This is a genomic window from Bacillus mesophilum (assembly GCF_008923265.1).
Classification (GTDB): Bacteria; Bacillota; Bacilli; order Bacillales; family Cytobacillaceae; genus Cytobacillus; species Cytobacillus mesophilum.
In genome coordinates, this window is sequence record NZ_WBOT01000009.1 from 53,971 (window position 1) to 78,181 (window position 24,211).

Annotated in this window: 22 protein-coding genes and 1 riboswitch; of the genes, 19 read left to right on the forward strand and 3 right to left on the reverse strand. The window is 38.1% G+C overall.

What is annotated here, in order from left to right; genetic code table 11:
- Nucleotides 1-7 precede the first annotated feature (7 nt).
- From F7732_RS19955 to F7732_RS19975, 5 genes are all read left to right on the forward strand, one after another.
- Nucleotides 8-1,282, forward strand: coding sequence for an aminotransferase family protein (locus F7732_RS19955; protein ID WP_161598915.1), 1,275 nt, complete (start codon nt 8-10; stop codon nt 1,280-1,282).
- 16 nt (nt 1,283-1,298) lie between these two features.
- On the forward strand, nt 1,299-2,036 hold the full coding sequence (locus F7732_RS19960; protein WP_161598916.1) for an SDR family NAD(P)-dependent oxidoreductase: 738 nt from the start codon (nt 1,299-1,301) through the stop codon (nt 2,034-2,036).
- A 30-nt stretch (nt 2,037-2,066) separates the two neighbouring features.
- A complete protein-coding gene (locus F7732_RS19965) occupies nt 2,067-2,888 on the forward strand; it encodes a DUF4097 family beta strand repeat-containing protein (RefSeq protein ID WP_151575821.1) in 822 nt (273 codons plus the stop codon).
- 322 nt (nt 2,889-3,210) lie between these two features.
- The gene (locus F7732_RS19970; RefSeq protein ID WP_151575822.1) at nt 3,211-4,479 is read left to right on the forward strand and encodes a diguanylate cyclase domain-containing protein; all 1,269 of its coding nucleotides are present in this window, start codon (nt 3,211-3,213) and stop codon (nt 4,477-4,479) included.
- A 155-nt stretch (nt 4,480-4,634) separates the two neighbouring features.
- Nucleotides 4,635-6,074 (forward strand): glycoside hydrolase family 1 protein, encoded by a 1,440-nt coding sequence (locus F7732_RS19975; RefSeq protein ID WP_192913064.1) that lies wholly within the window; start codon nt 4,635-4,637, stop codon nt 6,072-6,074.
- 98 nt (nt 6,075-6,172) lie between these two features.
- Here F7732_RS19975 and hmpA read toward each other — a convergent pair whose 3' ends face one another.
- On the reverse strand, nt 6,173-7,369 hold the full coding sequence (hmpA, locus tag F7732_RS19980) for an NO-inducible flavohemoprotein (protein ID WP_151575823.1): 1,197 nt from the start codon (nt 7,367-7,369) through the stop codon (nt 6,173-6,175).
- Between the two features lie 275 nt (nt 7,370-7,644).
- Here hmpA and F7732_RS19985 point away from each other — a divergent pair, with 275 nt between their 5' ends.
- The 6 genes from F7732_RS19985 to F7732_RS20010 all read left to right on the forward strand — a co-directional run bounded on the left by F7732_RS19985 (nt 7,645) and on the right by F7732_RS20010 (nt 12,699).
- Nucleotides 7,645-8,088 carry an Rrf2 family transcriptional regulator gene (locus F7732_RS19985; protein ID WP_151575824.1) on the forward strand — a complete coding sequence of 148 codons (444 nt, stop codon included), beginning with the start codon at nt 7,645-7,647 and terminating at the stop codon, nt 8,086-8,088.
- Nucleotides 8,089-8,334: 246 nt separating this feature from the next.
- A riboswitch (cyclic di-GMP riboswitch) is annotated at nt 8,335-8,421 on the forward strand.
- Between the two features lie 261 nt (nt 8,422-8,682).
- Nucleotides 8,683-9,060 (forward strand): hypothetical protein, encoded by a 378-nt coding sequence (locus tag F7732_RS19990; RefSeq protein ID WP_066450492.1) that lies wholly within the window; start codon nt 8,683-8,685, stop codon nt 9,058-9,060.
- Between the two features lie 41 nt (nt 9,061-9,101).
- The gene (locus tag F7732_RS19995; RefSeq protein ID WP_151575825.1) at nt 9,102-9,812 is read left to right on the forward strand and encodes a hypothetical protein; all 711 of its coding nucleotides are present in this window, start codon (nt 9,102-9,104) and stop codon (nt 9,810-9,812) included.
- A 612-nt stretch (nt 9,813-10,424) separates the two neighbouring features.
- A complete protein-coding gene (locus F7732_RS23520; RefSeq protein ID WP_420837706.1) occupies nt 10,425-11,120 on the forward strand; it encodes a methyl-accepting chemotaxis protein in 696 nt (231 codons plus the stop codon).
- A 195-nt stretch (nt 11,121-11,315) separates the two neighbouring features.
- Nucleotides 11,316-12,155 carry a hypothetical protein gene (locus tag F7732_RS20005; RefSeq protein WP_151575827.1) on the forward strand — a complete coding sequence of 280 codons (840 nt, stop codon included), beginning with the start codon at nt 11,316-11,318 and terminating at the stop codon, nt 12,153-12,155.
- Nucleotides 12,156-12,486: 331 nt separating this feature from the next.
- Nucleotides 12,487-12,699 carry a hypothetical protein gene (locus F7732_RS20010; RefSeq protein WP_151575828.1) on the forward strand — a complete coding sequence of 71 codons (213 nt, stop codon included), beginning with the start codon at nt 12,487-12,489 and terminating at the stop codon, nt 12,697-12,699.
- A 134-nt stretch (nt 12,700-12,833) separates the two neighbouring features.
- On the opposite strand, the gene F7732_RS20015 is transcribed toward F7732_RS20010, so the two are convergent.
- Entirely contained in the window at nt 12,834-14,318 is a 1,485-nt protein-coding gene (locus F7732_RS20015) for a glycine betaine uptake BCCT transporter (protein WP_151575829.1), read from the reverse strand.
- Nucleotides 14,319-14,492: 174 nt separating this feature from the next.
- Between F7732_RS20015 and F7732_RS20020 the strand changes: the two genes are divergently transcribed.
- From F7732_RS20020 to F7732_RS20030, 3 genes are all read left to right on the forward strand, one after another.
- On the forward strand, nt 14,493-15,035 hold the full coding sequence (locus tag F7732_RS20020) for a TetR/AcrR family transcriptional regulator (RefSeq protein WP_151575830.1): 543 nt from the start codon (nt 14,493-14,495) through the stop codon (nt 15,033-15,035).
- 224 nt (nt 15,036-15,259) lie between these two features.
- A complete protein-coding gene (locus F7732_RS20025) occupies nt 15,260-15,775 on the forward strand; it encodes a CueP family metal-binding protein (protein WP_151575831.1) in 516 nt (171 codons plus the stop codon).
- A 219-nt stretch (nt 15,776-15,994) separates the two neighbouring features.
- Nucleotides 15,995-16,960 (forward strand): 2-hydroxyacid dehydrogenase, encoded by a 966-nt coding sequence (locus F7732_RS20030; RefSeq protein WP_151575832.1) that lies wholly within the window; start codon nt 15,995-15,997, stop codon nt 16,958-16,960.
- Between the two features lie 212 nt (nt 16,961-17,172).
- Here F7732_RS20030 and F7732_RS20035 read toward each other — a convergent pair whose 3' ends face one another.
- The gene (locus F7732_RS20035) at nt 17,173-18,213 is read right to left on the reverse strand and encodes an ATP-binding protein (RefSeq protein WP_161598917.1); all 1,041 of its coding nucleotides are present in this window, start codon (nt 18,211-18,213) and stop codon (nt 17,173-17,175) included.
- Nucleotides 18,214-19,027: 814 nt separating this feature from the next.
- On the opposite strand from F7732_RS20035, the gene F7732_RS20040 reads away from it, so the two are divergent.
- The 5 genes from F7732_RS20040 to F7732_RS20060 are packed head-to-tail and all read left to right on the forward strand — an operon-like array spanning nt 19,028 to nt 24,195.
- Nucleotides 19,028-19,807, forward strand: coding sequence for an SAF domain-containing protein (locus F7732_RS20040; protein ID WP_151575834.1), 780 nt, complete (start codon nt 19,028-19,030; stop codon nt 19,805-19,807).
- Nucleotides 19,808-19,818: 11 nt separating this feature from the next.
- The gene (locus tag F7732_RS20045; RefSeq protein ID WP_151575835.1) at nt 19,819-20,970 is read left to right on the forward strand and encodes an AAA family ATPase; all 1,152 of its coding nucleotides are present in this window, start codon (nt 19,819-19,821) and stop codon (nt 20,968-20,970) included.
- A gap of 12 nt (nt 20,971-20,982) precedes the next feature.
- The gene (locus tag F7732_RS20050; RefSeq protein WP_151575836.1) at nt 20,983-22,332 is read left to right on the forward strand and encodes a TadA family conjugal transfer-associated ATPase; all 1,350 of its coding nucleotides are present in this window, start codon (nt 20,983-20,985) and stop codon (nt 22,330-22,332) included.
- Nucleotides 22,332-23,258: a type II secretion system F family protein gene (locus tag F7732_RS20055; RefSeq protein WP_151575837.1), complete on the forward strand. Its 927-nt coding sequence runs from the start codon at nt 22,332-22,334 to the stop codon at nt 23,256-23,258. The genes F7732_RS20050 and F7732_RS20055 overlap by 1 nt, the downstream gene beginning before the upstream one ends.
- A 4-nt stretch (nt 23,259-23,262) precedes the next feature.
- Nucleotides 23,263-24,195, forward strand: a complete 933-nt coding sequence (locus F7732_RS20060; RefSeq protein ID WP_151575838.1) for a type II secretion system F family protein — start codon at nt 23,263-23,265, stop codon at nt 24,193-24,195.
- The last annotated feature ends 16 nt before the right edge of the window (nt 24,196-24,211 follow it).

A 24,211-nucleotide genomic window follows, 5' to 3' on the forward strand; every position in this document is an offset into this window, starting at 1 on the left:
CATGCGAATGGACGATTATAAAATCATACACCCAATACTGCCTCGTAAAGATTATGGAAAAATAGTAAACGTAAACAAGGCAGAGGGTGTCGTTGTATATAGCGAAGACAAAGAACTATTGGACGGGATTGGCGGCTTGTGGAATGTGATTTTAGGACATGGAAATAAAGAGATCGAGCAAGCCATCGCAGAGCAAATGGCTGAAGTCGGATTCATTAACCCTTGGACATGCTGTACAGATGTTGTGTATAAGTTAGCAGACAGATTAATACACTTTGCAGATGGTGATTTTGCTAAGACCATGTTTACATGTACGGGTTCAGAAGCTGTAGAACTAGCTATAAAATTGGCTAGAAGGCATCAGGCAGCAAAGGAAAAGCATGAGAAAAAATACATTGCCGTATTTGAAACGTCTTATCATGGAACACATTACGGTTCAATGACCGCAACGGGTGTTGATCGGGAATATTATGGACCTTATGGGCCGATGCTGCAGGGTTTCGCTTATCTGCCAATTCCGTTTGAGTCAAAGCAGACAACACAGGCTGCTATACAATCTTTAGAAAAGTTCTTCACTAAGTATGGAGAAAAATTAGGAGGGTTTCTGCTTGAACCGATCCTTGGGGTATCCGGGGTTGTGAAATTACCTCAGTCGTATGTTAAGAGGTTAAAAGAATTGTGCCGAGAGTATGAAGTACTGCTGATTTTTGATGAAATTAGCACGGGTTTTTACCGCACCGGACCTAAGTTTGCTTATCAGGAAATGAACATAAAGCCTGATATATTATGCTTATCAAAAGGGATGAACAATGGCGTTTTGCCGATTGGGGCAGTCCTGATTGGCAATGAAGTGTCACAAATGATCAAAGACCATGACTTTATTAATCATTTTTCGACGCAGAATGCAAATCCTCTTTGCTGTGCAGCAGGTGTTAAAACAATCGAAATCTTAGAGAGAGAAAATTATGGTGAAATTGTTAACCGCAAGGGAGCTTATTTTAAACAAAAACTAGAGGCATTGGAAAAGGAAGTTTCCTTTATTAAAGAAGTAAGAATACACGGTCTGATGATTGGAATTGAATTAGAGATGGAAAATGATTTTTCCAAGGTCCTTGAGTTTGTTACAGACTTAAAGGAAGAGGGCTTGCTGTCTTATCCCTATAATAATAAATATTCAACAGGAATTATGCTGCTTCCGCCTTATATTGTAACCTTGGACCAGATCGACTCAATGGTCACTATTTTAAAAAATACCATCGTAAAACAAATTCAATACAGTTAAAATGGGTGAAAAGACTATGGCTAAGACTGTTTTAATCACAGGGGCGGCGAGCGAAATTGGGCAAGAAATTCTTTCAGTGTTTTTAAATAGGAATTATAAAATAATAGCTACTGAGATCTCCAGCGAAATGGCCTCTCTAAAAGAAATGATTAAGCATGAAGAAGAAAGGGTCAAAACATTTGTACTTGATTTAGAAAAGGATGAAGACATTACATCTTTCACTGCGTCTGTTCTCGCCGATTATCCTATACATGACTTAGTAAACGTTGCCGGAATCAATATTTTAAGAAACTTCTTTGAGTGGACCGCGGAGGATTTAAGAAAAGTCATGAATATTAATTGGGTTGGGACATTTTTGCTGTCTAAGGCTGTCGCAGAAAATATGATTCTTCATTCAATAAAAGGATCCATTACGACCATTTCATCGCAGCATGCTGTTGCTGCCAACAAAGAGAGAGTGCCATATTGCGTAAGTAAAGCCGGACTCGTTCAACTGACAAAAGTTCTTGGATTAGAGCTGGCACCATATAAAATAAGAGCCAATTGTGTTTCACCGACATTTGTTCTTACAGAGAAAAATAAACATTTATTATACAGTAATCAATTTTTAGATCAGGAATTAACAAAAATCCCATTAGGTTCTTATGCTGAACCAAGAGATATTGCGGGTGCAGTTGAATTTTTAAGCTCAGATTCCTCCAGTATGATTACAGGGCATAATTTAATTGTTGATGGAGGCTGGACAATTCAATAGTCCACAAACTTTAATAAGGGAGTAAATTGGATGAAGAAAATAAGTTCTTATATATTTTTAGCTGCCACTGCCTTAATATTGAATGCCTGCCAGCCGTTTGAAGGCGAGAAAATCTCTCAATCCTATCAATATAGCGAAGAGGAAATTAAAGATATTCATACCATTAATATTGATGCACCAAGTACTAAATTAATTGTCGATACAGTGGATGATGACAAGATTTCCGTTCATTTAAATGGTACCTATAGCGGGAAAGAAGAAGATAAGGACGGTATTCTCGAAACAGGGATAGAAGGAAGTACATTTCATGCTGCAGTTGCAGAACAGATTAGTACCAAGTGGATTGAATCCGGGCTAGAGCTTACTGTACAAATACCAGAAAAGCAATATGAACAAGTAAACATCAATGTAACTAGCAAGGAATTAAACACGTCTCCTATTGATGCGAAATCCTTCAATTTAATCTCAACATCAGGTGATCATAATATTGGCGGCTTTAAGGGAGAACGGTTTACTGTTCAATCTACGTCCGGGGACATCAAAATGTATAATATCACTGGTCAGGGGAACATAGAGATGACCTCTGGCAGCCTTATGATTGAAATGGGGGAATTAAAAGATAACCTTTCTATATTAAATACATCTGGAGATATAACGATCCTTTCACCCCAGGATGCATCCTTTTTTATTGAGACAAATGTAAATACCGATACATCCAGTGTTGATGATCAGTTTGATCTTCAGCTGGACGATGGAGATATATTATCCGGACGGATTAATACGCCAGAAGAAACATCTCCGATAATAAAGATGGATACTAACTCTGGTAAAGTGAAAATTGAAACTTATTAATATTATTCTTCCAAAAATTGGTTTACTAGTTAAGTAGATGAGATTTAAAGTATTTGCCGTTTAAACAGTTAATAAGTATTTTTACGAAGTAGGACATTAATTTGACATGTATAGTATGAATTCAATAAAAAAAGAAGTCTATTTTAAGCTATCTGAGCTTTTGAAGGCTTCTTTTTTTTGTATTATAAATCTGATTGCCAGTGAGATATTATATGGAAAAGTCAGTGATAAGGTTGCTAAAAACGCAATTTCCAAGTCCATTTATCTCTCCTAATTTCTGTTATAATAATCCTATTGGTTTAACACTATAGGATGGTGCACAATGGAAAATCTATCTAAAGAGAAAGCACATTTTTGGACTGACGAAGAAAGATATCGTGTATTAGTAGAGCATGTTAGTGATTGGATTTGGGAAGTGGATGAAAAAGGTATTTATACGTATGCGAGTCCTAGAATAAAAGATATATTAGGATATGAACCTTGTGAGGTAATCGGCAAAACACCATTTGATTTAATGGATCCAAAAGAAGCAGAAAAGATTGGTTCAATTTTTGAATATCATGTTGTTAATAAGCTTCCTATTAAAAGCTTGGAGAATATTAATCTGCACCGTGACGGACATGAAGTGATATTAGAAACAAGCGGATCACCTATTATTGATGCTGACGGGAATTGTATAGGCTATAGGGGAATAGATCGGGATATTACGCTAAGAAAGCAAAATGAGCGCAGACAGCAGCAGCTTTTAGAAATAATTGAAGCTTCTCCAGACTTTATAGCAACATTAGATACAGAAGGAAATAGTTTATATTACAACCCGGCAGCACGCAGAATGCTGGGAATCAGTGAAGAACAATCGGGAAGTAAAACAGCGAAACAAAGATGGGTAAATGAGACAATTAAACATAATGGAATTCCAGCTGCCATGGCGAATGGGCATTGGAAAGGGGAAACCTCCATTCTTAAAAGTGACGGGGAACAGGTACCGGTTTCGCAAATGATTGTAGCACATAAATCGGACAATGGAAGGATCGAATTCCTTTCTACAATTGCTCACGATATAACAGAAAGAAAAGAACTGGAAAGAGTGATCGAATATCAGGCGTATTATGATGCATTAACGAATTTGCCGAACAGGCGCTCTCTCTATAAAAAAGTATCGGAATTAATGAATGGGATGATGGAACACAAAAATGCAGCTGTATTGTTTATCGACCTAGATAACTTTAAAGATTTTAATGATCAGTTTGGTCATGAAACAGGAGATCTCATTTTAGTAAGAACAGCAGAACAAATTAAAAAGTGTGTTGGGGAAACCACTTTTGTTTGCCGCTATGGAGGCGACGAGTTCATTGTTATTTTAGAGAATCCAGACAATGTATTGGCAGTAAAGACAGAGGCAGAACGAATCTTAGATTCACTGCAGCAGCCTATTGCGCTTAATGGCCATACGTTTCAAGTGACTGGGAGTATCGGCATCAGTATGTATCCAGTCGATGGAACAGATGTAGCGACATTAATTAATAAAGCAGATCATGCTATGTATGAGGTTAAAAGCGATGGAAAAAACAATTATACAGGCAACTTTTAAAAAAGACCTATGGCTGTTTTTCCATTTGTTGAGATCTTTTTATAGTACATTAGCTATGATTTGATCATAACTGGTGCATGCTAATTTTTGGATGAACATTAAAAAGGTTATCAAAATCAAATTTTTTAAGTCCTACCATTATAGGAGGTAATAAGATGCTGAGTGAAAAAAGTTTTCCAGAACATTTTCTATGGGGTGGAGCAACTGCGGCTAATCAAATAGAAGGCGGCTATCTTGAGGGAGGAAGAGGTCTGAATCTCGCGGATGTCCTGCCTGGCGGACCAGCTCGATTGAAGCTTTTGTCGCAGGCTGGTTTTGACTTTGAAATGGATAAAGAGAAATACTCCTATCCGAACCATGAGGCAATTGATTTTTACCACCGATATAAAGAAGATATTGCTTTGTTTGCGGAAATGGGCTTTAAGGTATTTCGTCTGAGTATTGCTTGGAGCCGTATTTTTCCATTAGGTGTGGAACAGGAGCCAAATGAAGATGGTTTAGCCTTTTATGACCGTGTATTTGATGAGCTTGAGAAGTATGGAATTGAGCCGCTGGTAACCATTGCTCATTATGAAACACCCTTACATTTAATTAAAGAATATGGCGGATGGAGGAACCGAAAGCTAATTGAATATTTCGAGCGCTATGTGACGGTTATACTGAATCGCTATAGGAACAAAGTAAAGTATTGGTTAACTTTTAATGAGATCAATAGTGCTACACATTTTCCGCTCTTTGGTCTGGGCTTTTCTGCAACAAGTGATGAAACCCGTTTACAGGAAAGCTTTCAAGGCCTTCATCACCAATTTGTGGCAAGTGCGATCGCCGTAAAACTTGCGCATAAAATAATTCCAGATTCACAAATTGGCTGTATGCTTCTTTACGCACCGACCTATTCCTATGATAGTAATCCGGTAAACGTTATGTACGCACTAGAAGAAGGAAGAGTCTTTAATTTCTTTTGTGGAGACGTACAAGTCCGCGGGGAATATCCGACATTTATTCAGCGGTATTTCAAGGAAAATGATATAAAAATTGATATGCAGCAGGGTGACTTAGAGTTAATTAAAGAAGGAACAGTTGATTTTATTTCACTTAGTTATTATATGTCCAGAACAGAGAAGAAAGAAAAGAAAGCAGAAGAGATTGGGGAAGGAAACCTTATTGGCGGTGTGAAAAATCCATTCCTTAAATCAAGTGATTGGGGATGGGAGATTGACCCAGCTGGACTGCGGATTGGATTAAATGAGTTATATGGACGTTACCAAAAGCCTTTAATGGTAGTTGAAAATGGATTAGGAGCATATGATAAGGTTGAAGAGGATGGCAGTATTAACGACGATTACCGCATTGACTACCTGCGGGATCATATAAAAGCAATGGCAGAAGCCATTAAAGATGGTGTCAACCTGATTGGTTATACTACATGGGGCTGCATTGACTTAGTGAGCAATTCCTCCGGACAATATTCAAAGCGATATGGATTCATTTATGTAGACAAGCATGATGATGGAACTGGCACGCTAGAGAGAAAGAGAAAGAAATCTTTCTATTGGTATAAAGATGTTATCAGCTCTAATGGGAAAAATCTTTAATTTTTATATGAGATATGGAACCGTAAAGTAACTTTAAAAATAGTCATATGTTATAAAAGCCCGGCTGAAATGCCGGGCTAATTGTATTTATAGTAAATTTATTCAATTTCACCAGCAGGTCCAAAGAATTCAAAATGCATTTGTTCTGATGGCACTCCCCATTCTTTAAGAGCAGCATAGATCATTTTCATAAATGGCACAGGGCCGCAGAAGTAAAAGTCGGCCTGAGAAGTTCCAGCGATTGATTTAAGCCACTCTGAATCTATGAAACCTTCTTTATCATAATTCTGATTTTTTCGATCCTGTTCAGATGGATTGGAATATGCAACATAACTTTTCACATGCTTTGATCTGCTTGCAGCCTCTGTCACTTCATCTCTTAAAGCATGGACATTACCGTTCAAAGCACCATGAATAAACGTAACCTCTCTGTTAGGCTGTTCTTTTATAATGGTGTGCAGCATGCTGACCATTGGAGTCAAACCGACACCGCCGCTGATTAAAATAGCTGGAAGTTTGTTCTGTCCCAGTATAAATTCACCAGCCGGAGCACTAACTTCCAAAACATCTCCTTCCTGAACATCCTGATGAAGATAAGAAGATACCACACCATGTTCTTCACGCTTTACACTTATGCGGTAATAGTCTTTTTCAGGTGCAGCAGATAAGCTATAGTGACGGATATGGGTATATGCATCTCCGTCAGGCTGAACTCTTACAGTAAGATACTGGCCGGCTTGGTAAGAGGCAATGTCCAAACCATCCTCAGGCTTTAAATAAAACGAAGTGATGACATCACTTTCTTTTACTTTGCGCTCAACAATAAAGTTTCTAAAGCCATCCCATCCGCCTGGCTGTTCCTTCGCTTCTTTGTACATTTCTGCTTCAATGCCAATAAACGCATCAGCAATTACTCCATAGGCTTCTGCCCAGGCATTAATAATTTCATCGGTAGCGGCATCTCCTAATACAGCTTTAATGGCAGCTAATAAATTTTCTCCTACAATTGGATAATGTTCTGGCAGGACGCCAAGTGCTCTATGTTTTTGTCCGATCTGCTTAACAACAGGAATAATTGCGCCTAGGTTATCAATATTTGCAGCGGCTGCATAAACAGTATTTGCTAAAGCAGTCTGCTGACGCCCTTCCCTTTGGTTGGCATGATTAAAAATGTTCAGTAACTCAGGATGTTTGGATAACATTTGACTGTAAAAATGTGTTGTAATTGCTTTGCCATGTTTTTCAAGAACAGGAACTGTACTTTTAATGATTTTAACGGTTTCTTGGCTTAACATAATAGCATCCCCTCTGGATTAACATGTATTTTATATGCATGTTTATAATATAATAATAGTGGCAATAAAAGATATATTTTAGATGCATCTTTTGAAAAGTTGTCACATTTAAATAGGAGATTTTGATCATTTTTTCAGCCTGGAGAACTAGGAGCCGCTGCTTAATACAATCTGAAATGCTGGGAAGTCAGACAATGCCAGTGTCTCTTGCGCTTGCCACTTGTCTGCATTTCTAGATATAATACTAGGAAACGAATTAAGGAGCATTAACAAGGATGAGGCTAACAAACTATACGGATTATTCTCTCCGTGTTTTAATATTTTTAGCTCTAAAGGGATCTGAGGAATTAAGCACCATTCAAGAAATAGCGGATTCTTATAATATCTCCAAGAATCATTTAATGAAGATTATTCATCACTTAGGACAATTAGGATATGTCGAAACTATACGCGGACGTAATGGCGGAATTCGACTTGCTAAAGACCCAAAGGAAATTAATATTGGAAAGGTAGTCTACGAAACAGAAGAAGACTTTCACATTGTTGGCTGTTTTAAACAGGGAGAAGGCTATTGTTCAATTTCACCGGCTTGTAAATTGAAAAACGCACTATACGAGGCATTGCAAGCTTTCCTGAATGTTTTATATGGATATACATTAGAAGATTTTGTTTTAAATAGAGTAGAATTAAATAATTTATTTGAATTTAGAGATGTCTAACCAGGTAGCTGCTGCATTTGGGAGGCATTTTTTTTGTGTGTAGGACAGGTCAGTTGACCCAAATGGGAGAGAAGTCTGACCCGCTGCCGAATGTGAAAGTGGGTCGAGGTACCTGTCCTTGAAACCCGCTAAAATCGAATTTGTGTAAAGATTGTTAATCTATAGTAACAATTATCGACAAAACCTGCCAGTTTCTATATAATTAAGTAGGATATTTTCATCATGATATAAGTACTATTTTTCTGAATATGATAAAGGCAAACTTATCGAAAGGTAAGGACGCAAAGCTACGAGTCTAACATCCGTATGGATAATGATAGTCGGGTTGCCAAAATTAATGTAAAGTGATTAATTGGCTATCCTTGTCTAGGATAGCCTTTTTTATACTTTCAAAAAGTATAAATGAGCGGCGAGAAGAAGGCTCGATGCAGTGGTTGATTTTAGGATTGTAGTATTAGTGCAACTAAGCCCTCTGTCTGTGTCCTTTAGGACTTGTCACTCGGCAAGTTTTCTTTATGTTTATTAGACTCAGGTTGGAAAAGAGTGCAGTACAGCAGAGAAGTAAACGACAACATAAAAAAGGAGATTTAGAGGATGATTGTAGTAGATAAAAAGAAATATATGATGGCCATTAATGAGAATCAGAAGGAAGTTCATGTCCAGGTGCGTGCAGGCGCAATGAGAGAAGAAGATGCAGCAGAGTATATGGGAGACTTGCAGGAAACGATTAATCGGGTGCCAAGACAAGAATACACATTTGTTATTGATGCAACGTATCAAAAACCAACACCTTCAAAAGTAGTTCCGCAGATGGAACAAACGATGAAGTTTTATAATTCATTAGGTTTTAAAGATTTCCTGGTTCTTAAGCCAACTTCTAAAATTGCTCAAGTTCAAATTAGAAATGTACTAGAGAGAATTGAATTTACCGGTACTTTTGTGGATCAATTACCTCATTCGATTAAAAGGTAATTCAGCAAACAGTAATCAATCTGAATAAAGGGAGATAGCATATGCAAACGACACAATCACTTTATACATATCATATTGTCGGGCAGGGACAGACAGAATTGATTTCAAAGAGTGCTGAATGTTTGGCACGCTCTTTTTTTGGTATTGATGTTTCAGGGAAATGGGTGCAGGAGCCTATGGTCGGCCAGCTGAATTTTGAATATGAAGACCTTTACGATTTTATTCACGGCTATTTAACTTCTGTTGCTGGCCAAGGATATTGTGCAGTGGCTATGGATGAGCAGGACCAAGTAGTAGGAGCTCTTGTTGGAGATACGAATGCACCTGAAATTATCGGAGAGGATATTTTCGAAGGGTCATTTTCTGATATGAATATTCTTCTTAGTGTGCTCGAAGATGTGGACAAGCGTTTTATGGAAGATTTTCAAGCACGCCATGGCAGAGAGATAGCAGATGGTGAACTATTGCACCTTTTTATGTTAGGAGTCATAGCTGAACATGGGCGTCATGACATTATTAAGCAGTTAGGTGCTATGCTGATTGATAAGGCGAGTACAGAAGGAGTAAAGTTTGTCCTAGGTGAAGCGACAAACCCGAAATCTATTCGTGTGATGGAAAAGTATCATAATATGACCAGATACAAAGATCTTGGCGGTAATTATATTGTTTATGAATATAAAAACCATGATCGATTAAAGGGAATTCCTTCAGAGGTAGCAGACGGAACATATATCCTTGTGAAGGAGCTTTAGGATTTCATCTTAGCATGCATGCTCCTTGTGAAATGTATTGTTAAATAATAACAAATATGTATAACAACTTATTAAATATAGAGTCAGGAGAATTAATTGATTATGGAAGCTATTTTAATTGGAATTATTGTGGTCTTATTGGTAACAACCGTTTATTTTGCTTTCCGCTATTTTTCACTGAAACGCCGCTCACATATTCATAGTGAAATTTTAATTGGCATGAAGGAACTATCAGCTGGAAAGATGATCAGCAAAGTGGATGAGAAAAGTGAAATTCATGCACACTTTAACCAGCTGATTGAATTTTTAGCTCATGCCAGAGAAAAGTTTTCTGTGTTTGCAAAAGATGTTCATACTACTTCGGAAACGCTTGTTGAAAGTGGTGAATACGCTGCTGAAAAAGCTGATATTGTACGAGCGGCCATTGATGAGGTAGGGAGAGGTCTTCAAAAACAATTAATTTCTACAGAAGAAAGCTCTGTATCCATGGAAGATATGGCACAAGCTATTGAAGATTTATCGATTCGCTCTAATCATATCTCTGAACAATCAAACACAACCGTAGAATTAACGCAAGAAGGCAATGAGAAGCTAAAAGATTCATTAAAGAAGATGGAGAGGTTCAATCAAACGGTCAACGTTACCTATGATGCCATCCAAAAGCTTGGGGAAAAATCGTTTGAAATCGGCACCATTGTAAAAGTAATCACAGGCATTTCTGAGCAAATCAATTTGCTGGCTCTAAATGCAGCAATTGAAGCAGCACGTGCAGGAGAGCATGGTAAAGGATTTGCGGTTGTGGCCGATGAAGTCAGAAAGCTTGCGGAGCAATCCCGCCAATCTTCCTCAGAAGTATCGGACATCGTGAAAAATATTCAGGAAGAAACCACTATTGTTGTAAAATCAATGGAACAGGGAACTTCTGAATTCGCAGATACGAACTCTACGATTATCGAAGTTGGAAACATGTTCGAGAAAATTTTAGAAACGACAAAAATTATTGCTGATAATAATGTCAATTCTTCAGCGAGCACAGAAGAGATTTCATCCAGTTCACATCAGATCATGTCAACGATTAGAGAAATCGCAGCTATTTCACGAGAATCCGTTGAAATGTTTGAAGAGCTCATTGAAATCAGTGATGATGAACTGCAAACAATGCAGATTCTTGTGCACGAAGCAAATAATATTAAAGAGTTAAAAAACGATGTTGAAGAAATAATAGTTGCTTGGAATCACCGTGGTGAAGAGACAGCAGCAGAAAACATAAAAGAAACTGCAGGAAATATAAGTGCAGCGGCAGTGTGATTTACAAAAGGAGCATCCATCAGTTCATTGATGGATGCTCCTTTTACTATGTTGTTCAGGACCCAAATTCCTTTTCGACTGTTTCTAAAGCTGCACCAATAACAGTTGATGTATTAAGAGAAAAATCCATACAGTTATCAGATGCATACCAAGCTATCTAATGCATAAGCTAACTGAAAAAAGGAATTAGTATTTATGCCTAATTTTGTGCCATATCTTATTTTAACGGTAATTAGTGTGGCCATTTTGGCTAAAACCATCGTCCAGCAGCGTCAATTTGGCTATTTTGTGCTTTTTCTTAGCTACTCGGGTATGGTTTATATAGCAGAGCTTTTCGTTATGGTGCTTGGAAATTGTTATGTATATAAGCCTGAGGTACTTTCCATTGCATACTATGATCATATCTTAGGAGCTATTGTCTCTAATTTATTTGTGATTCCCGCATTAGGGGCGGCAGCAGCAGTCTATCACCTCAAGGTCCGATGGCTTTTTATCTTCGCAGTAACCCTGGTTGGTGTAGAAATACTTTTTGAGTGGCTAGGGATTTATTATGCAAATTGGTGGAGGAAGGAATATACTTTTATTGCCGTTTTCTTCTTCTTTATTCTCAGCAGGGTGTGGCTGTGGATTCTGCAGACAGGTAAGAGGTGGGTACAGTTCTTATCATTGTGGATGCAGGGCTGGGCTGGAGCAGCAACGGTCATGTACACCATGTCCGTCATAGGGATACGTTATTATCAATATGGCTTTTTTGACAACCCTTATCGTGATGATATTTTTATTTCTGCACTTTTAGCTTTGCTAAAAGGACTGATTTTTGCTGTAGGGGTTTTTTTCATAAGAAAGTTACGCTATCGTTTATTGACGCCATTATTTGTATTCGGAGCAGATATGCCTTTGTATGTATCAGGGGTGCTTGTCATTGAGATTCAATTCTGGCTTTACTCAATAATTTATTTAATGCTAGGTCTTTTGCTGCTATGGTGGAACCATTATGCCTGTAATGTGTTTAGAAGAATGCGGCAATCATTATAAAATTACCAGTTCAGCTGGCTGGAAACTGGGGAAAATACGAAAGAGTATATGGTAGGACCATTTGTACCAGCAGGATCAACGATAACAGAACAAGACCACCATACATTTCTAAAAAGACATGAAATTTTCGTTATTGGTATTGCTGGGCTAAACAAAACGGCGCAAAAAACATGAAATACTATTTTTGAACTTGAAGTGGAACAGCAAATAGCATCAAACCATTGCTGTGAGTACGGTGCAAAAGAAAATGCGATAGTAACTGTACTTCCTGCAGTAGGATTAACTGGCAACTATAAGTTTCACACGCACAGTGTAGTAAGATGAGTACTGCATGAAAATGGAAGCTACAGGTGTTCTTTGTGTGGATACACGTAGTGGAGAAGAGTATATCCAGGAAGAAGAAGTGGTTGTATTATTAGTTTTCCAAATGAATAATGTTAAATTGATGCTGAAATCTGGTCTAGGAATCCAGAAACAGGTCAGGGTGTTGTCGGTAAGAACTATGCTTATCAAAACCACAAAGGGAACTCTAAAGGGAGACTAGAGATATTTGCATCGCCATAATAGAAAGTTTATGAAAATAATCTGTATAAAAAGAGTGATCACCGACTGTGTTTCTTCTATTATATATCCACCTCTATTTCAACTATAAAAGCTCTCCAAATGGAGAGCTTAGATTTATTTCAGCTTTTGATAATCTTCCCTCATTGCTTTTGTTAAGGAAACAATCATAAATAATAAGATAAAGATGAATGGAAATGCAGAGACAATGGATGCTGTCTGCAGCGCCTGAAGTCCTCCTGAAGCGAGAAGGACAGAAGCAGTCGCTGCCTGAATAACGCCCCAGCTCAGTTTTACCACATTAGGAGGGTTCAGACTGCCATTGGTACTTTGCATGCCCAAAACAAAGGTAGCCGAATCGGCTGATGTAATAAAAAATGTGCCGATCAGGAATAGAGCTAAGATGGTAGCCAATGTGCCTAATGGCAGAGAGGAGAACATTCCAAACATCGCCTCCTCTGTTGCTAAATTCTTTAGTCCTGTATTGATCCCTTCTAATTCTTGGAATAACCCGGTTCCGCCAAAAACAGCAAACCAGACAATACAAAAGATCGTAGGAACAAAAAGGACTCCGGAAACAAATTCGCGGATCGTGCGGCCTTTAGAAATTCTCGCAATAAACATTCCTACAAACGGTGACCATGCGATGAACCATGCCCAATAAAAGATAGTCCAATCTTTGACCCATTGGTTAAACTCTGGATCTGCTGGAGACACTCTAAACGTATCTGCAGGCAAATTCTTTATATAAGACCAGGCGGTTGAAAAGATACTTTCAATTATAAAGCCGGTTGGCCCAAGGATAATTGTTAGTAATAAAAGAGCAATAGCTAAAAGAATATTAATGTTGCTCAAATATTTAATTCCACGGCTAATACCTGACCATGCTGAAATCATAAATAATACCGTGACGACAACTATGATAATGAACTTAGTTGAGATTGTATTTTCAATATCTGAAATAAAGGCAAGACCGCCGCCAATTTGAGAAGCGCCAAGACCGAGGGAAGTGGCTACTCCAAAAATGGTTGCAAATACAGCGATAATATCAATGATTTTCCCAATGCCTCCATTTACTTTTTCTCCGAGCAGCGGCTCAAAGGTTGCACTGATCATGCCGGGAGCTTTTCTTCTAAATTTAAAATAAGCAATTGAAAGAGCAATGATTGTGTAAATGGCCCACGTATGAAGCCCCCAATGGAAGGTAGAGTACCTTAAAGCTTTAGCTGCTGCCTCAACCGTTTCTGGATCAGATTCTGGAGCTGATGCAAAATGTGCAAGAGGTTCTGCAACACCCCAAAATATAATCCCAATTCCCATTCCTGCACTAAATAACATAGCAAACCATGTTAAGCGATTATATTCAGGTTTGTCATTTTGATTTCCTAATTTCATTTTTCCATACTTGCTAAATATAAGATAAATAGAATAAAAGAGGAAAATAGCGACGGAGAATATGTATAACCAGCCAAACTTATCAGTTAGAAAAGATTGAATACTCGAAGAAACGTTTCCGAGGTTCTCGGGAGCGAATCCACCCCAAAGAACAAAAATGACACAAATGATTAATGAAATCCAAAATACATCTGTTACTTTTTTCATAGTAATCTCCTTTCTTTCTAAATTAGATAGAACGACCTTTCTATTTTAAACATAAGTTGAATAAGTTATCAACCTTTAGGATTACATGAAAGGGATAAAAAACGTTTGACGATCAAAGCTATAACTTGATAGTCTAAGGAATATTGTTATTTTTTCAAAAGGAGATTTAAATCTATGAGCCGATCTTCAAAAAAAGAAAATTTACTTGCTGTCGCTGAAAGGTTATTTTATGAATACGGGTTCCGCGGGGTGGGACTGAAGCAAATTATTAATGAGGCAAATGTCGCTACGATGACTTTGTATAACCATTTTCCTTCAAAAGATAAATTAGTTGAAGCGGTCCTTAAGCAGCGGGAGGAACGGTATTGGTCATATTTAGATTTGTATATAGAAAAAGATACAGATTCTCCTTTTATTCTAGCGGTTGAGGCTCATTGTCATTGGCTGAAAGAAGAATCACATAGAGGTGATATGTTTTTAAGAGCAATTGAAGATTACGCTGGAGCGGATAATGAAATAGAAAACATTGCACGGGGGCATAAAGCTAAATTGTTAAGCTATTTTCAAAAGCTTGCCCAAAGAAAAGGGAAAGAAAATGGTGTAGATTTAGCAATTCAAATGACATTGCTGCTTGAGGGTGCTACCTCTATGACAACCCTTATTGGGGCAGAAAAGGCAACTGAATACACAGTTGCGATTGCCAGAAAAATTATTTAGCACACATTATAACTGTTCATCAACTCTGATAATATTTATAGCAATTCCATGAATATGAAGTGATAAAATCTACTTCAGATCATAAAATAACAGCACTTTATGAAAAGAAACTAAGGTTCCCGAAATAGAAAAATATTTGTGCAAAATTCTCCACATTCTTTCTTCCTGCTACATGCTATTCTATAAATGTATTGGTTTGTATTTGCAGATTAGGAGGAGAAAGTATGAGGAAAAAGGCAATCATATTGGGGATCGCCTTAGTGGCAGCAGCTATTATTTTTTTAGTCTTTAATTTTGACGAGGAAGCGAAAGACATAAAGGAACTGATAAAATCTTACAGCACAAGTGATATGGGGGAAGATTCGGCTTCGATTACTTCACATGATTTAATTGTTGCAAAAAGTGATGGAAGTAAGCATAGTTATGAGCTGCCGAAAGATGAGTTCTTTGTGTCAATTGCTCCATATATAAATGAAACACATCCCTGTGCTCTTCATAATTTAACCGGATGCCAAGGAGAAATGGCAAATGAAAAATTTGCCGTATATATCGAAGATGAGGAAGGAAATGCAGTTGTAGATGAAGTGATGAAATCTCACGATAACGGCTTTATCGACTTATGGATTCCAAGAGATCAGACATATAAAATTTCTATTGCATATAAAGGTAAAAAAGCAGATTCAACCATTTCCTCTTTTAAAGGAGACCATACTTGTATTACTACCATGCAGCTATCATGATATTAGGCATATTTAGAGCTCTACTGCCCAATGGCAGGAGAGTTTTTTAGTATATAACTATAGATTGGTAAGTAGTTAGTAGGATTCAGAGTTAATAATTATCTTCTGGATATGCAGTGTTTCACGAATATAAAAAAGAGGTAATATGTTATAATTTTCTATATATCCTTAAGCGTTTTCATTAAGATGCTATGAGGATTAGAGAGGCGGGGGATAAGGGTGAAACCAAAAGTTTTTATCACAAGACAAATACCTGAAGCGGCTATACGAAAATTGGAAGAAACATGTGAAGTGGCAGTTTGGAAATATGAAGATATTCCTGTGCCCAGAGATGTTCTGGAAAAAGAAATTACTGAAGCTCATGGATTATTTTGCATGCTTACAGACAGCATTGATGCTGCCTTAATTCAGAAAGCGAACAAACTTAAAGTCATTAGTAATCTAGCTGTTGGCTACAATAATATTGATATAGAAGCTGCGAGTGAGAAGGGGATTAAAGTAACGAATACTCCTGGTGTTCTAACAGAGACCACTGCAGATTTAACTTTTGCCCTTCTTATGGCGACGGCTCGAAGAATAACCGAAGCTTCTGACTTTCTAAGAGCTGGAGATTGGAAAACATGGTCGCCAATGCTGTTGACAGGTCAGGATATCTATAATCGTACATTAGGAATCATTGGACTTGGAAGAATTGGAGAAGCAATTGCACGACGAGCAATAGGGTTCAATATGAATGTAGTGTATCATAATAGAAGCCGGAAGCCAGAAGCGGAAGAGTCGATTGGTTTGACCTATGTATCAATGGATGAACTCCTTCAGACTTCCGATTATGTTTGTATTATGACGCCATATACAAATGAAACGAAAAATCTCATTCATGCTGAACATTTTAAAATGATGAAAGAAAATGCAATTTTAATTAATACAGCACGCGGTGGAATTGTAAATGAAAAGGATTTGTATGATGCCCTTATAAATGGAGAGATATGGGCAGCTGGCTTGGATGTATTTGAAGAAGAACCTGTTCCGCTAGACCATCCATTACTGACATTGCCAAACGTTGTCACACTTCCCCACATTGGAAGTGCTAGTATAAGTACGAGAAGTATCATGGCAGAAGTTGCAGCGTCCGATCTTCTTAAAGCCGTGAATGGAGAAACTCCTGTTCATTTAGTGAATCCATAAGATATAAGAAAGAGCCAAGATTGCTTAATATAACAATCTTGGCTCTTTTATTGAATAGTAATGGTTATTATGTCAGGTTTGCATAAAATTAAGTATGAAGATGAACATTTCCTTTGTATTCTGAATGCTTCAACTGATGAATGGCAACCTAGTTTGCCTAGTCTCTTTAATGAAACTTATATATTTTTAAGGCAAGCAACTAAATCTTATCATTATATGTTTACAGCCTCAGAGCCCGGGTATGTAATTGGTAGTGTTACTATAATTGAAGTGCCCTTTGCATCGCTGGAAAGATGAAAGCGGCCACTATGATTTTCAATAATCTGCTTGCTGATCATTAAACCTAATCCAGTGCCCTTTTCTTTTGTCGTAAAAAAAGGTTCTTGCACTCGATTGAGTAAATGATCTGGAATTCCTGGTCCATCATCACGGAAGGCAATTTGAATAGAATCCTGTATAACATCAAAATCAATGATGATTTTTCCTCCATCCGGCATTGCTTCAATACTATTTTTTAGTAAGTTGATAAAAACTTGTTTTAGCTGGTTTTCGTCACATTGAATAGAAGGTGTGCAGGAACTCATATTTGTTACAATCTCAACATTGTTTAGGATGGCCTGTGTCTCTATTAAGGTGGTAACATCCTCAAGCAATTCCTTCACCTTGTTCATGACTTTAAACTTCATTTCTTTTGGCTTTGCCAAAGTTAACAACTCAGACAGAATTAATTCAATTCTGTCTATTTCTGCGTGAATAATTTCAAAATATGGCTTTGTATCGTTATGATGATCTTCAGTTAATTGAAGAAACCCTTTTATGGCTGTTAATGGATTGCGTATTTCGTGAGCAATGCCGGCAGCCAGCTGACCAGCGGCCATTAGTTTTTCCGTTTGCAGTAAAAGTTCTTCTGTTTTCTTTCGTTCTTTGGTGTCTCTTATTAGCAGATAAACAGCTTTTTCTTCATGGAATACTACGGGAATTGCTTTAACCTCCGCTTCAAAGCAATCTCCTCCATGCCGGTAAAATATAAATTCTTCAAAATGAATGGTGCTCGCTTGTTTCTGGTTCAAAAGTAATTGCTGAAACGGGAGCAGCGAAGAAGTTGATACAGACATAAAAATATTGCTGGCCTCCAGTGCATTTTTGTGAAGAACTCCAAACAAATCCGCAGCATGTTGATTGTTATAGATAATCATTCCGTCCCGTAATAGCATGACTGGATCAGGAGAATGATCCACGAGACTTTTAATCACTTTTTCTCCTATTTTGATTACCCCCTTATATCCGTTTATTACCTGTGATAATTTCCATATTAACAAAAACATCCTTTTGCAGGAAAAATAGGGAAATAATAATACTACCCCTTACCCTGCACTTATCAAAGTTAAACCTCTTTTTGTGAAATATTTTATTAAATAAAGATTGATTTATTTCTATCTCTCTGCCTCCTTCTAAATTAAGTAGGAAATGGGAAGCTTGTCCGCCTAATTTCTCATAACCATCCTGTTCTTTAAAAAGAACAAATACCCTAGAAGTGAAATATTACTCTTAATTCAAACTATTTATCCACGAACAATCACATTTCAAAACACCTGATTAAAAAGAAAATAAGAAAAAATAACTACTATTTGTAACATTTGTAATATAAGGAAAGTGAATTTTAAATTTGTTTTGAAAAAAATATCTATGCTCCTATTAATCGATAGGAATATGGTACCAAGGAAAAATCTCGATTTTGAGAGAATAATAGGGAAAATTTATCAGACATATTTCGACATTGTCCCAGAGAGTTTGACGGGAATGTGAACGCGTGTTAGTTAATATATAGCATCAAAAAAGAAAATTTTTCTAAAAGCATAGGTTTAGTTAAGTGTAACCGAGGTATAAGGTAGGGAAAAGTTTTCCAATATTTCTTATGTTTTGAAAAAGAAAACAGCTTGATAAACGAAATAGAGAACAGGAGCTAATTCTTCTCAAAATGTAAGAGCTGCTGACCAGTGTATTACTTGGGCAGCTGAATAGCTTTTTAAAAAAACAAAAGAACTACTGTGGGAGAGAAGAAACAGGATGTTAGAGTCGAAGAGAAGAGCCGCCATATTTCTATTGCTTGCCTTTCTGCTAGCAGCTGGAGCGGGATATCTTGTTCTGGATAAGGTAAGAGATCTGAATGCAGAATTGGGAGGGATGACGAAAATATATATTGCCAATGGCAATATCCCTGTTAGGACATTAATTGAGGGCAGTCAAATTAGAACAATGGACATCCCGAATAAGTTTCTGAATGATGCGCACATAACAGATAAAGACGAAATTATCAATAATGTTTCAGTTGTGCCATTAGCAGAAGGAGAAATCATTACTAATAACATGTTAAAGCCGTTTACTGAATTGCGGGATGAAAATAACCGTCTTGTCGCTATGTATCCTTCTGAAAAGGTTCAGTTTGATCAAGTGGTTGAGACATTGGATCGTGTCGATATCGTTGTTTCAACAGACAATAATGGTGAGCAAAAGACAGAAGTATTCATGAGAGATGTACCTGTTGCCTTTGCGCAGGGAACGGAAGAGGACTTCGCTGGTGTGGCGCTTGAAGTTAGCATAGAAGACGCTCCTAGACTCATACATATGCAAAATTACGCAGACAAGGTAAGAGTCTTAAAGGCGAATGTTGGGAAAGAGGATATATCTCCAGCTCAGTTGCCAGATCAGCCAGATCAAGACACCGCGGAGGAAGAACAGCCGCCAGCGAATGATGAGGAAGCAGCAAATGAAGAGGCTGAAGCCGAGGATGGTGCAGCTGATTCATCCGAAGAGAGTGAAACAGAAGCCGATCAAAATAATAACTAAGAGGGAATCGTATGGAGTCGAATCTAAAAGTATTATTAGTCAGTGATGATGAGGTTATTCATAATCAGATTTTAAATGCCATGTCAGGAAGCTACTCGGTTCAGCTGATTGAATCAAGAGATGTTGTCAGAGAAATGAACCGTGAAGATCGGGACATTGTCATTTTTGTACAGCCTGACACTGATATTGCAGTTGAGAGTATTGAATATATAAAATCGGTAAGTCCGACTACTTTAGTTATGTTTATTGCGAAAAGCTCCGACTTTAGCCAGCTTCGCAGTATTACAAAGGCTGGTGCTTCTGAGTTCTTTGTTTACCCGGAAGAACATAGTTTATTCATCAGCAGAATACCTGCTATTTTTCAAAGCTATGAAGCTAATAAGTCAAAACAAACTGAAACGTTGTCTTCTTTTACAAGAGGAAGAGGGCAAATCTTTTCGATTTTCAGCGGGAATGGCGGAAGCGGCAAATCTAACTTGGCATCCGCATTTGCACAGACAATTAAGGTCGAGTCAACAGCAGAGGTAATTCTGATTGATTTGAATTTACAATTTGGCGGGCTTGAAACGTTAATGGCCATTGAGTCTAACCGCTCTATAGCTGATCTTATGCCGGTTGTGAGTGAACTTAATGAAAGTCATATCCGAAATGTCTCGCAAAAGCTGGAAAGCTCTAAGCTTGAGGTGCTGATCAGTCCCTGTGATGCTGAGACTGCAGAGAAAATAACAGAGGATTTTGTAGCTAAATTGTTGAGAACATGCAGACGAAGCTTTGATTTTGTCATCGTTGATCTGCCTTCTTATATGAATAATCATGTTGTAACAGCGCTTGAAGAATCAGATCGTATTTTTTATGTGTTAACACCAGATACACCATCTTTAAAGGTGCTAAAGCAATTTGAAGAGCTTTCAGTGAGACTGGGAATTGAATTGCCGTCACGCACTTCCATTATTTTGAATAAAACAAGCAAAGATAATGAGGTGCAGGTAAAGGATATTAAAAATGTACTAAGATTTCCGCTCGCAGCAACTGTCAGATTGGATAATAAAGGACTACAGCCTTTCTTGAATAAAGGAGAGCCAATTAGAAAAACAGCGAAGGAAAGAAGGCTCATTCCATTTGCAAAAGATGTGAAGAAATGGGGACTTTCTGTACTGGAATAGGAGGTTTGGCGAATGGCATCCTTATTTGATAAAAGAAAAGAGAAAATCATCAGCTCAGCCAAACTGCAATCCTATCAATATGAAAATCACTTAGTGGACGAATTGGTTGAGCATTACAAGTCAAGGCTGCTTCGAGATACGAATTTAGAGGCGCTGACCAAGCTGTCCCAAGGGGAAATGCGTCTTAGCATTGAACAGTTTGTGAGCCAATTCATGGCAGAGGAGAAAGTGATTATCTCCCGCCATGATAAAGAGATATTAATTACAAGAATACTAGATGAATCGGTTGGTTATGGACCACTTGAGCCCTTAATAAATGATTCATCGATAACAGAGGTCTTAATCAATGGCTTTGAAGAGGTTTATGTTGAACGGTTAGGGAAGCTGGAGCTGACGGATGTAAAATTTCGCGATGATGATCATGTCAGACATATTGTTGACCGAATCGTAGCTCCAATCGGGAGAAGAATTGATGAAAGCTCTCCAATGGTTGATGCCAGGCTGCCGGACGGAAGCCGTGTCAATGCCGTAATACCGCCAATAAGTCTGAATGGCACATTGGTATCGATCCGTAAGTTCCGGAAAGAGCCGTTTACAATGGATGATCTATTAAACTTCAATGCTCTTAATTCTGCTATGTCCCAATTTTTAGATGGTGTTGTAAAGGCAAAAATGAATACGTTAATTTCCGGAGGTACGGGAAGCGGAAAAACCACGATCCTAAACGTATTAGCAGCATCAATCCCGCATGGAGAGAGAGTTGTAACCATTGAGGATTCAGCCGAATTAAGGCTGAACCGCCCAAATGTAGCTGGTCTTGAAGCACGTCCGGCCAATGTGGAAGGAAGCGGAGAGGTAAGTATTCGTCAGCTTGTGAAAAACGCACTCCGGATGAGACCGGATCGTATTATTGTCGGTGAGGTCAGAAGTGGTGAGGCCTTTGATATGCTGCAGGCAATGAACACGGGTCATGAAGGCTCGCTGACGACTGTACACGCCAATTCACCGGATGACGCTTTAAGAAGGGTAGAAGCAATGGTTGTTATGGCTGGAATGGAGCTGCCCAGTCATATTGTCCGGGAATATATCGTCGGTGCACTAGATATCATTATTCAAGCTACCCGACTAACCGATGGTACAAGAAAAATCATCTCCATTTCTGAAGTTGTCGAAGAGCAAGATGGCTCACATTCTGTAAAAGAAATATTTCATTTTAAAAGAACAGGCATGTCATCAGATGGAGCAATCGAAGGCTTTTATACACCGACAGGTTACATCCCAGCTTCCCTTGATAAGTTAAAGGTCTTTGGAATAAATATCCCTGAGTCTTCCTTTACGCCTGTTTATGAGGAGGTAAAGTAATGGCCGAGTTTTTTCTATCCATGTTTGCCGCTCTTATGTTGATTATCTCCATCTATTTCATACTCGATTACCGGATGAAAAAACGGGAGTGGCGCAAGGATGTTCATGAGTTTTACAACGATGGAGTGAAGAGAAAAAGTGTTATTGTTCTGCTCGGCACGAAGTTTGATCAAACGGAAACAGCGCAGCCGATTTATGAAAAGCTTCGCAGTGCCAATATTCCTTTAACACCATCTGAATACCTTGGAGCACATGTTGTTATTTTTATGGGAATTATTATCGCCTTGCAGAATTTCTTCGGCATTCAATTTCCGGTCAATCTGCTTGTTGCTGCTTTAGTGCTTGAAGGAGGCAAAAGGCTGCTGTTTTTAATACGAAAAAATTATATGAAGCAGCGTATTATTGAACAGCTTCCGGAGATTTGCCGAACATTGGCCAACTCCAGCCGCTCAGGTATGACATTGACGCAAGGAATTAACCTTGTTGCACAGGAAGTGAGTGAGCCAGCTAAAAGTGAGTTCCGCAGGCTCGCTCAGGAACTTTCATTAGGAATCGATTTTAATGCAGGTCTTAAAGCAATGGAGAAACGCATTGACAGCAGGGAGTTTCAGCTCTTTGTCGCCACTATGCTGATCCAAAAGAAGGCTGGAGGGAATCTCTACGCTGTTCTTGATGAAATGAGTCAGACCTTGGAAGATCGAAAAATCCTGCAGCAGGAGATCAAAACAATGACTGCTGAACAAAGATATGTTTCTTATATTGTTCCGGTGATTCCTATATTTCTAGTGTTAATGATGAATAATGTCATCGATGGATTTTTAGATCCGTTATTTTCTGGATTGGGACTCTTCCTGCTCGCATTTTTCGTAGCTGGAACCGTACTAACGTTCATTCTAGTCCGAAAAGTGACGAATATTAGGGTGTGAAAAGATGGATGGATTAATCCTTATTATTGTTAGCTTATGTTTAATCTTTGTTGCCCTTTCTTTAAGAAGCTTTTATAAATATCTCATTTCAAAAGAGAGACTTAAAGAAGAAATAAAAGAGAAAACATTTATCTATAATTCATTTGAAAAAAAGATTACAAGAAAAGAAAAAATGATCTCAAAAATGCTGCAATATGCTGATGACTTTTCTGGCATTGGTCAGAGAATCAATTTCTTTAGTGAAAATGAAGAAATAAAAAAGCAGCTAATGCAGGCTGGCTTTCCATATGGATTGACAGTAGAACGATTTCAAGGTTTGAAAATCTTTTTACTTATTGTTGGTGTCATTGCAGGAGGAGTATCACTTGTTCTTCGACTGCCATTTGCGGAAGTTTCGGTCATTTTGCTGCCAGTGGCCGCCTATATGCTGACGATTTTTTGGCTTAAGAAAAAGGCAAAAAACCGTCAGGCTGAGCTTTCCTATCAGCTTCCTGATTTTCTCGATACGATGAGTGTAACTTTGCAGGCAGGTGTCGGCTTAGATCAAGCTCTTAGAGATATTGTCCCTTATTTTGAAGGACCTGTTAAAGATGAATTTGGCCGGTTTATACAAGAAACAGATGTAGGGGTGCCAAGAGCAGATGCCTATCGAGAACTCTTAAAGCGCAATGAAAGCAGGGAGTTCCAGATGCTGATTAAATCATTAATTCAAGGTGAACGGCTTGGTGTTCCGATTTCCAAGACCTTTAAACAGCAATCCGAAGAAATGCGGAAGATCAAGAAGGAAAAAATTAAAGAGGAGGCAGCAAAAGCCTCACCGAAGGTCACCTTGATAACCACTTTTATTGTTATGCCGTCTGCCATCATTTTAATTGGCGGCCTGATGGCTATCAATATGTTTAAAGATAGCAGTAATTTATTTAACTTATTTAACTAAAAAAGGAGAGATTTAC